Genomic DNA, 13,923 nt, shown 5'->3' with positions numbered 1-13,923 from the left:
AGAGGCGAGGACGTTCAGGTCCTTGCCTCTTTTTTCGTTTAACTATTGGCCAATTCGCGCGATTTCGCTTCAGCGTCTGCAATACACGTTGTGAACGCTTCTTTTACATGGAATTTTTTAAGCGCATTCACACCCGCTTCGGTCGTTCCACCAGGGCTTGTAATTTTTTTGCGTAGTAATTGTGGCTCTTCATCTACGCGCTTTAACATTTCAGATGCACCGGCCATCGTTTCAACAACTAATTGTTTCACCGTTTGTTCATCTAAGCCATATGTTAAACCGGCTTCTTTCATTGCTTCAACGACATAATAGAAGTACGCTGGGCCACTGCCTGAAATAGCTGTGACGGCATGAAGTTGATCTTCTTCGACTTCAATTACCGTACCGATTGATTGTAATAGTGTGGTGATTTCGTCTTTTGTCGCACGATCGACAGCGGCATTGTAGGCAACACCGGTTGTGCTAAGTGCAATTTGAGCCGATGTATTGGGCATAATACGCGCAAGTGGTCGCGCACCTACTAGCTGTTCAATCGATGCCATTGCGTATCCGGCAACAACCGATAACACCGGTGTATTTGCGGGAATGTGCGCCGCTACTTGGGTAAGCGCGGCCGTCACATCTTTCGGTTTCATTGCTAAGACGACTAAATCAGCTTGTTGTAAAGCAGTCGCTAACTCGTAGGTTGCCGACACACCATAGGCTTCATGCAACTGTTGTAGTTTCGCTTCATTTGATTTGTTTGTGACAAAAATATGGTCAGCGTCAATGACATTTTGCGCTGTTAAGCCATGAATAATCGCTTCAGCCATTGAGCCAGCGCCAATAAATAAAATATTTTTCATGTTTATTCCTCCTCGTTTTATGCAAAAAGAAAAACATACCCATCCTAGAGGACGAATATGTTTTATTCGCGGTACCACCTTGAAAACAATCCTTATTATCGCTAAGGGAACGGCTATGTTTGCATAGCGGCTCGAAAGTAGGTTCGAATACAACTTCACACATCATTCACAGCGCTAGTAGATGCTCTCTTTAGAGAAGTTTATATTGTACTAATCTTCGTCAGTGCCTTACTATATATGTGATGATTATAAGCATAATGATAAAGGAAAGTCAATATAAAATTTTAGAATAATCAGAAAATGACGCGTTTCATAAAAACGGGTATGATAGGAATGTAGGGACATAAGGGGGACTTGGATTATGGATGAAATTATTCGCATTGAAACGCCAACGCCATTTGGAGTCGGTACGGCCAATTCATTTTTAATAAAAGGGGATGTGCTGTCAATCGTTGACGTGGGCACGAAAATTCCCGCTGCATACGAAGCACTAGAAGCGGGCTTAAAAGCGCAAAATTATCGTTTTGAGGATGTTGAGCAAGTGATTTTAACACATCACCATCCTGATCATATTGGCTGGACCGATGCTTTTAAAAACGCGGCGATTGTTGGGCATGCATACAACGACTATTGGCTGCGCCGCGATAAAGCTTTTTTTGACTATCAACGTGTATTTTATAAACAACAATTAGCCGAAGAGGGCGTGCCAGAGTTGTACAATCGCTGGGTTGAGAAGATGATTCGTGAAGCGGATTATATGGGGACAACGCCACTTTCTACTATATTACGCGATGGCGACACCGTACCAGGACATGCGAATTTAATAGCGGTCGAAACATTAGGACATGCGCAAAGTCATTTCATGTTTGTTGATGAACGAGCGAGTTACGCCTTTGGTGGCGATTTACTCATTGATTTTGTTGCTTCTAATCCACTTGTTGAAGTACCGATGGGCATGACAGGGCTACGACCAAAATCGCAATTGCAATACAATGCATCATTAAAAAAATTAGCGTCGTATGATTTAGCGCGCGTTTATGCCGGTCATGGCAACATCATTACAAATTCAACGGAACTGGTCGCTATTCGCCTAGAAAAGCAACATCAACGTGCGATGCGTGCCTATGCACTCATTGATGCGCCGTTATCGGTATTTGAAATAACGCAGCGCTTTTACCCGACGAAAATGCAAGTCGAGCTCGGTTTAACGCTGTCATCAACATTAGGACAACTTGATTATTTAGAGCAACAAGGGCTTGTAACACGTACGATTGACGACAAGGGGGTTGCGCGCTATGAACAAGTTTAAAACGATTTTAGTAACCGGCGCCACATCGGGTGTAGGCTTTGAAATCGCGATGCAATTACACAAGCTAGGACATCGCGTCATTGCAACGGGGCGTAATGAAGTGAGATTGCAGCAATTAAAAAAGCAGCACGTTGAAACGATTCAAGCAGATTTAACAAACCGCGTAGCACTAAAACGCCTTGTTACGCAATTGCCACAACTTGATGTGGCGATTATTAATGCCGGTATTGGCACATTTGAATATGCCGCAAATTTAAACGATGCGGCAATCGATGACATGATTCAATTAAATGTCGCCACGCCAGCAATTCTCGTACGCGAACTGTTGCCGCATATGAATGAGCGCGGGCAATTTATTTTTATGGGCTCACAAGCAGGGAAGGTTGCCACGCCAAAAGCGAGCATGTATGCCGCAACTAAACATGCGCTTATCGGGTATACGAATGCGCTACGCATGGAGTTGGCACCACAAAAAATCGCCGTATCAGTCATCCACCCAGGGCCGATTGATACACCATTTCTCGACCATGCCGATGCAACGAATGCGTATCGTACGGTGATGAAAAATGTATTGTTGTTGCCAGAAGACGTCGCGAAGGCCGCAATTCATACAATTAAAACACGTAAACGCGAAGTGAATTTGCCATGGTATATGGGCATTTCAAGTAAATTGTACGCAATATCGCCAACGTTAGTCGAAAAAATTGGCAAACCACTATTTAATAGGAAATAACTAAAAGTGAGTTTTTATACAGTGAAAATGTATAAAAACTCTTTTTTATGCATTTTCACTGTATAAAAATAATTCATCTAAAAAGAAATGAATGAAAATTCTCGTTTGAATCATTGATTTACTTAGTATTTAAGAACTTTTGACATAAAATTAAGTTTTTCGAAAAAATTTATAAAAATACACTTGCACTTATAAAAATAGCATGCTATTATTAGTGCATAAATATTAAAGACAAACGCATAAACATACAAATACACATTACAGCTTTGGAGGAATACATTATGACAAACAAAAAAGTAGTACTTGCCTATTCAGGCGGTTTAGATACATCAGTTGCAATTACATGGTTACAAGAACAAGGTTACGAAGTCGTAGCTTGTTGCTTAGACGTTGGTGAAGGAAAAGACCTTAAACACGTGCAAGAAAAAGCACTTACAGTAGGTGCTGTTGAATCATTCGTAATCGATGCAAAAGACGAATTCGCAGATGACTTCGCATTAATGTCTCTACAAGGTCACACTTGGTACGAACAAAAATATCCATTAGTATCCGCATTATCTCGTCCATTAATCGCTAAAAAATTAGTTGAAATCGCTGAGCAAACAGGCGCTACTGCTGTAGCACATGGTTGTACTGGTAAAGGGAATGACCAAGTTCGTTTCGAAGTAGCATTCAACGCATTAAACCCAGATTTAGAAGTATTAGCACCTGTACGTGAATGGGGCTGGAGCCGTGAAGAAGAAATCGAATATGCGAAAGAACGTAATATTCCGATTCCAATTAATTTAGACTCTCCATTCTCAATCGACCAAAACTTATGGGGCCGTGCGAACGAATGTGGTATTTTAGAAGACCCTTGGGCAAAACCACCGAAAGATGCTTACGACTTAACAGTTGAAATCGAAGACGCGCCAGACGAAGCAGACGTTATCGAAATTGAATTCGTAGCCGGTGTACCAACAAAACTAGATGGCGTTGACTACAAACTATCTGACATGATTTTAAAATTAAACGAGCTTGCTGGTAAACACGGTGTTGGCCGTATCGACCACATCGAAAACCGTCTTGTAGGGATTAAATCTCGTGAAGTATACGAAATCCCAGGTGCACATACATTATTAATCGCACACAAAGAATTAGAAGATTTAACATTAGTAAAAGAATTAGCGCACTTCAAACCAGTTGTTGAAAAACAATTAACAGAGCTTATTTATAACGGTTTATGGTTCTCTCCATTACGTGAATCAATCGAAGCGTTCATTAAAAACACACAACAATACGTTAACGGTACAGTACGCGTACGCCTATTCAAAGGTCACGCGATTGTTGAAGGACGTAAATCACCAAACTCTTTATATGATGAAAAATTAGCAACTTATACAAAAGATGATGAGTTCAACCACAACTCAGCAGTAGGTTTCATCGAATTATGGGGTCTTCCAACAAAAGTGAACGCAATCGTGAACGGTAAAAAAGTAGGTAACAACTAATGAGCGGAAAAGCATGGGGCGGTCGCTTCCAAAAATCTGCCGAAGCTTGGGTAGATGAATTTGGCGCTTCAATTGGCTTTGATCAACAACTCGTTACAGAAGATATCGAGGGCAGCATTGCTCACGTAACGATGCTTGGCGAATGTGGTATTTTAAAAGCCGATGAAGTAGAGGCAATCAAAGGCGGCCTTGAACAATTAAAAATCAAAGCAGACAACAACGAATTAGAGTTTAAAGTGGAGAATGAAGATATTCACTTAAACCTTGAAAAAATGTTAACAGATTTAGTAGGACCTGTTGGCGGTAAATTACACACAGGACGTAGCCGTAATGACCAAGTCGCAACGGATATGCACCTATTCCTTAAAAAACGTGTTGTAGAAGTCATCGCGTTAATCGAAAACTTGCAAGATGCTATCATCGCACAAGCGGAAGACAACGTCGAGACACTCGCACCAGGCTATACGCATTTACAACGTGCGCAACCTATTTCATTTGCGCATCACTTAATGACGTACTTCTGGATGTTAGAGCGCGATAAACAACGCTTTATGGAATCGCTAAAACGCATTGATATCTCACCACTTGGTGCAGGTGCATTAGCAGGGACAACTTTCCCAATCGATCGTGAATTAAGTGCCAAATTACTTGGCTTCTCAAATGTGTATCAAAACTCAATTGACGCCGTAAGTGATCGTGATTTCATCGTCGAATTTTTATCAAATGGTTCATTAATGATGGCCCATTTATCACGCTTTGCTGAAGAAATCATTTTATGGTCAACAGATGAATTCAAATTTATCGACCTAGATGATTCATTCTCAACAGGCTCAAGTATTATGCCACAGAAGAAAAACCCTGATATGGCGGAATTGATTCGTGGTAAAGCAGGTCGTACGTATGGTAATTTAATGGGTTTACTAACAGTATTAAAAGGTATTCCATTAGCCTATAACAAAGATATGCAAGAAGATAAAGAAGGCATGTTTGACACATTACACACAATTGTCGGTTCATTAAAAATCTTCGAAGGTATGGTTCGTACGATGACCGTCAACAAAAATGTATTGCATAAAGCGGTGCATAATGACTTCTCCAATGCGACAGAACTTGCAGATTACTTAGCTGCAAAAGGTATGCCATTCCGCGAGGCGCATGAAGTGACAGGAAAACTAGTGTTCACATGTATTAAACGTGGCATTTACTTATTAGACTTAACGCTTGCTGATATGCAAGAAGGTAGCGCGTTAATCGAAGCAGATGTGTACGATGTATTAGCGCCAGAAGCTGCGGTGAAACGTCGTCACTCTCTTGGCGGAACAGGTTTCGATCAAGTGAAAATCCAATTAGATAAAGCAAAAGCATTACGTTAATAACAATAGCATGGAGAACGTATCACAGAGGGGATGCCAATCCAAACATAGGAACATACATATGCTCCGAAAAACGAACATCCAGAGGGGTGTTCGTTTTTTTTATAGTAATTTCGCACGCTTTGCCGTAACATGAATAGTAGCCTCATGTCGTTTAACTAGATTTCATAGTTTGTACATAATTTTAAGGTAAAATGAATTGAAGATAGGGGGCATTTGTGTGACAGATTTAACGTATTTTTTCGCTTTTGCAGCAGGATTTTTAAGTTTTATTTCACCGTGTACGCTGCCGTTATATCCGGCGTTTTTATCGTATATAACGGGCGTTTCAACGACGCAGCTCGCGGCAGGGGGCATTCGTCAAAAACAGGCGATGTTACATACGATTGCTTTTCTTTTAGGATTTTCAATCATTTTTATCGTGCTAGGCTTTAGTACATCGTTTATTCGTGTGCTCTTTATTCAATATGATGAGCTGATTCGCCAACTCGGCGGTATTTTAATTGTTGTGTTTGGACTTGTTGTAGCCGGTATTTTTACGCCGAGCTTTTTAATGAAGGAACGCAAATTGGAATTAAAGCGCCGCCCAACCGGTTATCTCGGTTCGGCTATTATTGGTTTCGTATTTGCGGCTGGTTGGACGCCGTGCACAGGCCCGATTTTAGCAAGTATTTTCTTATTAGGTAGTACAAATCCATCTAGTGCGGTTGGCTATATGATGTTGTACGTACTTGGCTTTGCGCTACCGTTTTTAAGTATGGCATTTTTCTTGCCGAAAATCGGTTTTTTAAAGCGTCATATGCAGCGCGTTGTAAAAGTTGGTGGCTATGTGATGATCGCGATGGGTGTGCTTATTTTCTTCGATCAACTAAGTAAATTAAATCAATTATTTACACCGATTTTTGGCGATTTTACGGGGTTTTAACTCGCTTTTTACGATGAAAACAATTATAGTGTAGGTTGTTAATTAGAGGTGATGACGTGAAAAAGATTTTAATTGTTGATGATACACTTTTTATTCGCGAAACGATTAAGCGAATGATTGATGGACATGGGTTTACCGTTGTGGCAGAGGCCGATAACGGCGAGGATGCAGTAACGCTTTATCGTACGCATCAGCCCGATGTCGTAACGATGGATATTACGATGCCAATTAAAAATGGCTTAGAAGCAACGAAGGAAATTTGTCAGGAATTTCCTGATGCCAAGATTGTAATTATTACAGCAGCTGGACAACAAAAAAATGTCATTCGGGCGCTTGAAAATGGTGCAACAGACTTTATGACAAAGCCGTTTACCGCACAAAAGCTGCTAGCGATGTTGCAACAGCATATAAACGTATAGTAGAAAGAAGAGATTGATGTGCTAGACTTTATAAAAGAAATCCCAACGCAGTTTTGGGTGATTGCATCAACAGTTGTCGTCGTGTTTATGGGTGTGACCGCGATGCTTGTTCGTGCAAAATCAGCAAAAAAACCGGCAACTGTGAAAAAAATAATGATTCCGCCAATTGCGATGTCATCGGGCGCACTGATGTATGTATTTCCGTACTTCCGTTTACCGATCGAGCATTTAATGTTAACCGTGATTGTTGGCGTCTTATGTTCGCTTATTTTAATTAAAACATCAAAATTTGAAATTATTGAGCATGATATTTATTTAAAACCGTCAAAAGCATTTATTTTTGTGTTAGTCGGCTTATTGATTTTCCGTACGGTTGCAAAAGTTTATTTAGGTGGTACGATTCATTTAGGCGAACTCGGCGGTATTTTCTTCTTATTAGCCTTTTCGATGTTATTGCCATGGCGCCTAGCGATGCTCGTGCAATTTAAGAAACTTGAAAAACAATTAAAACTAGCGTAATTGTGGAGAAACCTGTCATAACTTGTGACAGGTTTTTTTCGTTTTGCGGGAATACGCTATTTTTTTAACTAAGTATGCTAGAATAGGTGAGACTATAGAATGAGTAAGGAAGAGTGATTGAATTATGAAAAAAGGGCTTTTACTTGTAGCAACGGGTGTATTGTCGTTGTCATTAGCGGCATGTAATAGTAATATGACCGGTACGACAGAAGAGAAAGAGGCAGCAAAACAAGCAACGGAACAACAAACAGAAGCATCTTCACCAACATCATCAGATGATACAATGAACAAAGTTTTTGTCATTCCGAACCTTTATTTAAATCGTGAAAATGCATCAAGTGAAATCGATCCAGCTGCGATTGAGCATACAGAAGTCGGCGATAAGACAACGAAGTTTACGATGTCTGAAAAAAATATGGCGGAGCAAAGCCAAAAGATTAATAGTGGGATTATCGGTGCACTAAAAGCATTAGCAGAAGGTAAAACGATTGAATCGGTTAAAGGTGTCGATACCGATGATATGTATGAGCATGTAAAAGTGTTTGTCGATAGCAAAACATTTGATAAACAAAAAGATCCAACGGTATTTGGTGCGATTGCTATTTCGATTGCAACGTATCAAATTTTAGAAGGTTGGGATGAGCCAAATAGTACGATTGACTTCGTAGATAATGAGACACAAAAAGTGTTAGCATCGAAATCAATTCCAGAGGACGTCTCAAAAGAATAATCGCTCAAAAAAAGAATCGTGCGTCGGCACGGTTCTTTTTTTGTAACTAAAAAGAACCTCCAAATGGAGATTCCTGTTAGCAATTATTTATGGTCATTTTGTTGACGTAATAATTCGCGAATGTCTTTAAGAACGTCCTCTTGTGTTTCAGCAGGAACTTCTTCGACAACTTCTTCTTGGCGGCGCATTTTGTTTCCAATAGACATAACGATCTTAATAAACATAAAGATAGAAAATGCAATAATCACGAAGTCAATTATGCTTTGAATAAACGCACCGTATTTAATGCTTTTGTAAGCTAAGTCCGAAACATCGACTTTACCAATTAATAATGCAACGGCTGGCATAATGATGTTTTCAACTAATGAGGTAACGATTTTACCGAATGCTGTACCGATAACAACACCAATTGCAAGGTCTAGAACGTTGCCTTTTAAAGCGAATTCTTTAAATTCTTTCCACACGTATAACGCACCTCCTTTTTATAAATTTAGTAGACAAATTGTATAATACCTAAAATTGGATGAATGACAAATATTTTTGTAATAAATCAATCGAAATAAGGAAAAAGGTACAATTTTACGCTATGATATAGTGCGGAGGTGTCGAGATGAATTATGTTTTTATGGCCATATTATTAGCGACGGCGCTCGCTGCGATTGAAGGAACTATTGTGGCAACGGCAATTCCGAGCATTACAGCTGACTTAGATGGCGTCGAGCTAATTAGTTGGATCTATTCTGCTTATTTATTAACATCGGCGATTGCAGCCATTTTATTTGGTAAGCTAGCCGATTTATTTGGTCGCAAAAAAATGATTATTATCGGGATTACATTATTTGCGGTCGGTTCGTTGTTATGTGGTCTATCGCAAAATATGACGATGTTAATTATTTTCCGTGCCATTCAAGGGATTGGTGCAGGGTCAATTTTACCAATTACACTGACAATGGTTAGTGAATTGTTTGATACTGAGAAGGGACGTGCGCAAGGCCAAAGTTATATTAGTATGGTATGGGGCGTTGCCGGCGTTATCGGACCACTGATCGGTGGTTTTTTAATTGATGTATTAACATGGCATTATATTTTCTTATTAAATGTGCCATTTGCCATTGGCTCAGTGTACTTTATTGCACGCTATTACGATGAGCAACGCACGGTTACGAAGCACAAAATTGACTATGCAGGTGCCGCATTGTTTGCGACAGGGACGTTTGCGCTCATGTATGCGATTATTACAGGGAGCAACACCGGATCATGGTGGACGCAACAGCAAGTACTATGTTACGTAGCCGTGCTCGTATGTTTTGTTGCCTTTATCGCTGTTGAACTACGTGTGAGTGAACCGCTGATTCCACTGCAATTATTTAAAAACCGTCGTTTAATGACCATTAATACTTTGTCATTTTGTACGATGGCAATCGTTATTGGGATGTCGGCCTATGTGCCATTGTATGCACAAACCGTACTAGGCAAAAATGCGACAGTCGCAGGGCTCATGCTCACGCCACTGTCACTTATGTGGACGCTTGGTGCAATGGGGATTGGCCTCTTTATCGGTAAAATGGCCAATAAATACTTTATCGTTAGCGGTACGGTGTTCTTAATGTTAGGAACGGTTATGATGGCCCAATTAACGAATGAGACATCGGTATTGTTTATCGTTTGTGCCACAGCATTTACTGGTTTAGGCATGGGTTGCATTGCACCGCTGTTAATTATTACGCTACAAAAAACGGTTGCAAAAGAGCATGTCGGTTTAGCGACTGGTTTAAATTCGTTTACGAATACGTTTAGTCAATCGCTTGGAGCCGCTATTTATGGCGTTATTTTTAATGTCATCGCCGTAGCGAGTGTGAGCGCTTCGCAAAGTGCGAGCGCAACGTCACCAGCAATGTTTGCAACGGGTATACAAGCCGTTTATATCGGTACGGTTGTTTTTGCGGTCATCGCATTTATTTTAGCATTAACGATTAAAAAAGATCCGGTGAACACATAATAAAAAGCAGGAGTTGCGCGTCTGACGCAATTCCTGCTTTTGTTATTTTACGGTAGCACCTAATGAATGTTTAAAATGTTCGAGCGCCCATGTATGGCCTGCGTCATTAAAACTTGCGACGCCTTGTTCATGAATGATAATACGGAAACCTAAATTATACGCATCGACCGCCGTATGCAGCACGCAAATATCGGTGCAAACGCCGACTAAATGCAATTCTTGAATGCCGCGCTCACGCAGCCGTATAAATAGCTCGGTCCCAGCAAACGATGAATAGCGCGTCTTATCCATCCATTTCACATGACTCAGTGTCGCATGTGCTTCATACACGTCTTGTAAACGACCGTAGAGCTTACGACCTGCTGTGTCGCGAATATTATGCGGTGGGAATAAGGCCGTTTCAGGGTGATACGGATCCTGTTCTTCATGTAAATCACAGGCAAATACGACATATTGTTCGTCGTCAATAAATTGTGTTGTTAATTTTGTAATATAAGGTTCTAGCGCTTGCCCAGGTGCCCCGCATGTGAGCGCGCCATCTGTTGCGACAAAATCGTTCGTATAATCAATAACTACTAGTGCTTTATCCATTTAGTCAACACCTCCACTATTCACTCTACGCAAGTCGTTTGAAAATGTCTACTTTTTAAAAAATGTCACATTTTCGTCAAAAAGTGTTTGCGATTTCTATTTTCAAGGTATATGATATTTACAAATAATAATCATAAAGCAGTAAAAATGGTTGTTATGTAGAGAAAGGTGGAGAATCAATATGTATGAAATGTCCATTAAGAAGTATAACAAAATCGGATTTTTAGTAGCAGGCTTACATCTGCTTGTCATGTTAAATTTGGCGTTAGATTTATCACTGATTCCGGGTGTGAATGTATAGTAACGATGTTAATACAATACGAATCCTCTCATGACAGCATGTTTGTGCTTTCGCAATGAGGGGATTTTTTTTTGGAGGAAAAGAAGATGAAAAAAATCCCAACTATTTTTCGCACATTTGAACATCCATATGCCTGGCTAGATCTCGAAGCACTTGATGCGAACATCACAACGATGATACACGGCACCGGCGACAAGGAGATTCGTATTGCGACAAAATCGATTCGCTCAACGGATGTATTGCGCTATATCGAGCGTGCTGTGGACCAACGTTTTGCCGGGTGGATGACGTTTACGGCGGCTGAAACGGTCTATTTATGCGAACAAGGTTTTGACCATTTTTTATTAGGCTACCCGACATTAGAAGAAAAAAGTGTCCGTCAATTGATGAAGTTTATTCGCGAAGGGAAAGATATTACGTTTATGGTGGATGCAATCGAACAAGTCGATTTTTTAAAGCAGCTTGCGGAGGAAGAAGCAGTCGCAGCGCCGTTATGCATTGATTTAAATGTCTCCCAACATTATCCGGCATTGTATTTTGGCACGCGGCGTTCGAGTTTAAGCAATGCTAACGATATTAAACGTTTTGTCGCGGCTATTTTACCGAGTCCATACATTTATATCGTTGGACTCATGGGATACGATGCACAACTAGCGGGTGTAGGCGACCGTCCAGCGAATAAATCAACGGGGGCGGTCATTCGCCGCTTGCAACAGCGCGCAAAAAAAGACGTACAACAGCGCCGTCAAAAAGCAGTGCGTTATTTAACGACAAAACATGGGCCACTGCGCTTTGTGAATGGTGGGGGTACCGGAAGTATGGATTATAGTGCCGCTTGTAACGAAGTGAGTGAAATTACAATTGGTTCTGGCCTGTATCGACCGGGCTTGTTCGATTATTACGACAACATGCCGTTTCAAGCCGCGGCGGGTTATACGTTACGTGCCACACGCAAGCCATCAAAAACAACGATTGTCGCGCACGGTGGCGGTTATATCGCTAGCGGTGCGGTTGGCAACGATAAAATGCCGGTGTTACTAGATGAGGAATTAGCTTTTTATACGACAGAGGGAGCCGGTGAAGTACAGACGCCGCTTGCGATGCCAAAAAATCATTACGCAATCGGTGACTCGATTACGTTGCGCCATGCGAAGGCAGGAGAATTATGCGAACGCTTCCAAGTATTGCATGCCTACCGCGGTGATGACTACGTCGGACCGATGACAACTTACAGGGGGGAAGGACAATGTTTTCTATAGAAGAAAAATGGTCAAATTGGGCCGAAACATTTACAACACCACAAGCAACGATTTATGAGCCTGCATCAATTGACGAAGTTTGTACCATTGTGAAGCAAGCAGTTAAGCAGCAACAAACGATTCGTGCAATCGGTGCAGGACATTCTTTTAGCGGCGTAGCTAAGCCAGATCAGCTCGCTGTTAGCCTAACGCGACTGCGTGGCTTAGTTCATCTAAACGTAGAAAAGCATGAGGCGACGTTTTGGGCGGGTACACATTTATACGAAATGGGGCCATTGTTAGAAGCGCATGGCTACGCACTTGCGAATATGGGCGACATTGACGTGCAGTCTCTTGCCGGAGCGACAAGCACTGGTACACATGGTACTGGTATCACACTTGGGTCATTATCAAGCCAAGTCGTACGTTGGGGGTTTGTTGACGGGCTTGGGCATTATCGCGAAGTAACGCGTCACGACCCACTCGCGTCATCACTGCATATTGGTCTTGGGCTATTTGGCGTTGTCGTGCAACTTACGCTCAAGGTCGTTCCGGTCTATGGACTAGCTTATGAATCATCGCGTATGACCGTAGCAGAGACGTTACACAGCTTCCAACAGATTGTTACAACAAATCGTCATGCGGAGTGGTACTACTTTCCAGGGCAGCAGCAAATGCAGTTGAAATGTATGAATGCGGTGCCGTATGACCAACTAGAACGCAAGCCAACAAAGGCGCTTGATCATTTTATCGAAAATCGGGTCCTACAAGGCATGTCATCACTTTGTAAGGTTATGCCGCGCGCTACGACAGCGGTCAGCCAAATTTCAGCAAAAGCAGTGCCAATTGGTACGCGACAAGATGTTAGCTATCGCGTGTTCGCAACACCGCGCCAAGTAAAGTTTGCAGAATGTGAGTATGCGATTCCGCTGCACCATTTCGAAGCATTTTTAGAAGAGCTTCATTATACGATGTCGCGCGAGCTTTTTCATGTGCATTTTCCGATTGAATGTCGTACGCAACGAGGCGAAGCGGGGATTCTTAGTCCAACACAACAGCAAGATAGCGCATTTTTTGCGTTTCATATGTATAAAGGGATGCCGTATAAGCGTTATTTCCGCTATATGGACCAGTTGCTACGAAAATACGATGGACGCGCTCATTTTGGGAAAATGAATCGTTACACGCGATGTGAGCTTGAACGACTGTATACAGATATTGATATATTTCTAACACAGCGTCACCAATGCGACCCTAACGGCGTTTTCATGTCAGAATATATGAGGAAAATTCTCATTTAGCATGAAATGACGTATGTGATATATTGCATGAAAGATTTTTAAATTTTTTTTGAAAAATTCAAAAAAGAGCAAAAAAGCGTAATTATGCGCTTGTAAACGCTTTAATGTACAAGATAATTTTTACAATTGTCTGATAATTCTAAATAGACT

14 protein-coding genes are annotated in these 13,923 nt (G+C 41.3%); 11 read left to right on the top strand and 3 right to left on the bottom strand.

Translation table 11 applies throughout. The features are described from left to right. Positions 1-38 precede the first annotated feature (38 nt). Positions 39-845, bottom strand: coding sequence for a pyrroline-5-carboxylate reductase (gene proC, locus V514_RS0106045; protein ID WP_029498983.1), 807 nt, complete (start codon positions 843-845; stop codon positions 39-41). Positions 846-1,206: 361 nt separating this feature from the next. Between proC and V514_RS0106040 the strand changes: the two genes are divergently transcribed. From V514_RS0106040 to V514_RS0106005, 8 genes are all read left to right on the top strand, one after another. After that, positions 1,207-2,154, top strand: a complete 948-nt coding sequence (locus V514_RS0106040; RefSeq protein WP_029498981.1) for an MBL fold metallo-hydrolase — start codon at positions 1,207-1,209, stop codon at positions 2,152-2,154. After that, a complete protein-coding gene (locus tag V514_RS0106035; RefSeq protein WP_029498979.1) occupies positions 2,141-2,887 on the top strand; it encodes an SDR family NAD(P)-dependent oxidoreductase in 747 nt (248 codons plus the stop codon). The genes V514_RS0106040 and V514_RS0106035 overlap by 14 nt, the downstream gene beginning before the upstream one ends. Positions 2,888-3,168: 281 nt before the next feature. Then, entirely contained in the window at positions 3,169-4,377 is a 1,209-nt protein-coding gene (locus V514_RS0106030; protein ID WP_029498978.1) for an argininosuccinate synthase, read from the top strand. After that, complete coding sequence (gene argH / locus V514_RS0106025) at positions 4,377-5,750, top strand: argininosuccinate lyase (protein WP_029498977.1); 1,374 nt, start codon at positions 4,377-4,379, stop codon at positions 5,748-5,750. The genes V514_RS0106030 and argH overlap by 1 nt, the downstream gene beginning before the upstream one ends. A 220-nt stretch (positions 5,751-5,970) precedes the next feature. After that, positions 5,971-6,675 (top strand): cytochrome c biogenesis CcdA family protein, encoded by a 705-nt coding sequence (locus V514_RS0106020; protein WP_029498976.1) that lies wholly within the window; start codon positions 5,971-5,973, stop codon positions 6,673-6,675. A 56-nt stretch (positions 6,676-6,731) separates the two neighbouring features. Further along, a complete protein-coding gene (locus V514_RS0106015; protein WP_029498975.1) occupies positions 6,732-7,094 on the top strand; it encodes a response regulator in 363 nt (120 codons plus the stop codon). Positions 7,095-7,112: 18 nt separating this feature from the next. Next, complete coding sequence (locus V514_RS18865; protein WP_081715003.1) at positions 7,113-7,613, top strand: CcdC family protein; 501 nt, start codon at positions 7,113-7,115, stop codon at positions 7,611-7,613. A gap of 124 nt (positions 7,614-7,737) precedes the next feature. Next, a complete protein-coding gene (locus V514_RS0106005) occupies positions 7,738-8,343 on the top strand; it encodes a hypothetical protein (RefSeq protein WP_029498973.1) in 606 nt (201 codons plus the stop codon). Between the two features lie 83 nt (positions 8,344-8,426). On the opposite strand, the gene mscL is transcribed toward V514_RS0106005, so the two are convergent. Next, complete coding sequence (gene mscL, locus V514_RS0106000) at positions 8,427-8,807, bottom strand: large conductance mechanosensitive channel protein MscL (protein WP_029498972.1); 381 nt, start codon at positions 8,805-8,807, stop codon at positions 8,427-8,429. 146 nt (positions 8,808-8,953) lie between these two features. On the opposite strand from mscL, the gene V514_RS0105995 reads away from it, so the two are divergent. After that, a complete protein-coding gene (locus V514_RS0105995; protein WP_029498971.1) occupies positions 8,954-10,342 on the top strand; it encodes an MFS transporter in 1,389 nt (462 codons plus the stop codon). A 42-nt stretch (positions 10,343-10,384) separates the two neighbouring features. On the opposite strand, the gene V514_RS0105990 is transcribed toward V514_RS0105995, so the two are convergent. Beyond that, positions 10,385-10,933: a cysteine hydrolase family protein gene (locus V514_RS0105990; protein ID WP_029498970.1), complete on the bottom strand. Its 549-nt coding sequence runs from the start codon at positions 10,931-10,933 to the stop codon at positions 10,385-10,387. 387 nt (positions 10,934-11,320) lie between these two features. Here V514_RS0105990 and V514_RS0105980 point away from each other — a divergent pair, with 387 nt between their 5' ends. After that, positions 11,321-12,493, top strand: coding sequence for an alanine racemase (locus V514_RS0105980; RefSeq protein WP_029498969.1), 1,173 nt, complete (start codon positions 11,321-11,323; stop codon positions 12,491-12,493). Next, complete coding sequence (locus tag V514_RS0105975) at positions 12,481-13,773, top strand: D-arabinono-1,4-lactone oxidase (protein ID WP_029498968.1); 1,293 nt, start codon at positions 12,481-12,483, stop codon at positions 13,771-13,773. The genes V514_RS0105980 and V514_RS0105975 overlap by 13 nt, the downstream gene beginning before the upstream one ends. Positions 13,774-13,923 lie beyond the last annotated feature (150 nt).

The organism is Kurthia huakuii LAM0618, assembly GCF_000505545.1.
GTDB lineage: Bacteria > Bacillota > Bacilli > Bacillales_A > Planococcaceae > Kurthia > Kurthia huakuii.
The sequence above is the reverse complement of the archived record's forward strand: the minus strand, read 5'-3'. Positions and strand labels throughout refer to the sequence as shown.

Coding starts and splice junctions, on each gene's coding strand:
- V514_RS0106040 (WP_029498981.1), top strand. CDS start 1,207: ATGGATGAAATTATTCGCATTGAAACGCCAACGCCATTTGGAGTCGGT.
- V514_RS0105975 (WP_029498968.1), top strand. CDS start 12,481: ATGTTTTCTATAGAAGAAAAATGGTCAAATTGGGCCGAAACATTTACA.
- V514_RS0106030 (WP_029498978.1), top strand. CDS start 3,169: ATGACAAACAAAAAAGTAGTACTTGCCTATTCAGGCGGTTTAGATACA.
- V514_RS0106035 (WP_029498979.1), top strand. CDS start 2,141: ATGAACAAGTTTAAAACGATTTTAGTAACCGGCGCCACATCGGGTGTA.
- argH (WP_029498977.1), top strand. CDS start 4,377: ATGAGCGGAAAAGCATGGGGCGGTCGCTTCCAAAAATCTGCCGAAGCT.
- V514_RS0106005 (WP_029498973.1), top strand. CDS start 7,738: ATGAAAAAAGGGCTTTTACTTGTAGCAACGGGTGTATTGTCGTTGTCA.
- V514_RS0105980 (WP_029498969.1), top strand. CDS start 11,321: ATGAAAAAAATCCCAACTATTTTTCGCACATTTGAACATCCATATGCC.
- V514_RS0105995 (WP_029498971.1), top strand. CDS start 8,954: ATGAATTATGTTTTTATGGCCATATTATTAGCGACGGCGCTCGCTGCG.
- V514_RS0105990 (WP_029498970.1), bottom strand. CDS start 10,933: ATGGATAAAGCACTAGTAGTTATTGATTATACGAACGATTTTGTCGCA.
- proC (WP_029498983.1), bottom strand. CDS start 845: ATGAAAAATATTTTATTTATTGGCGCTGGCTCAATGGCTGAAGCGATT.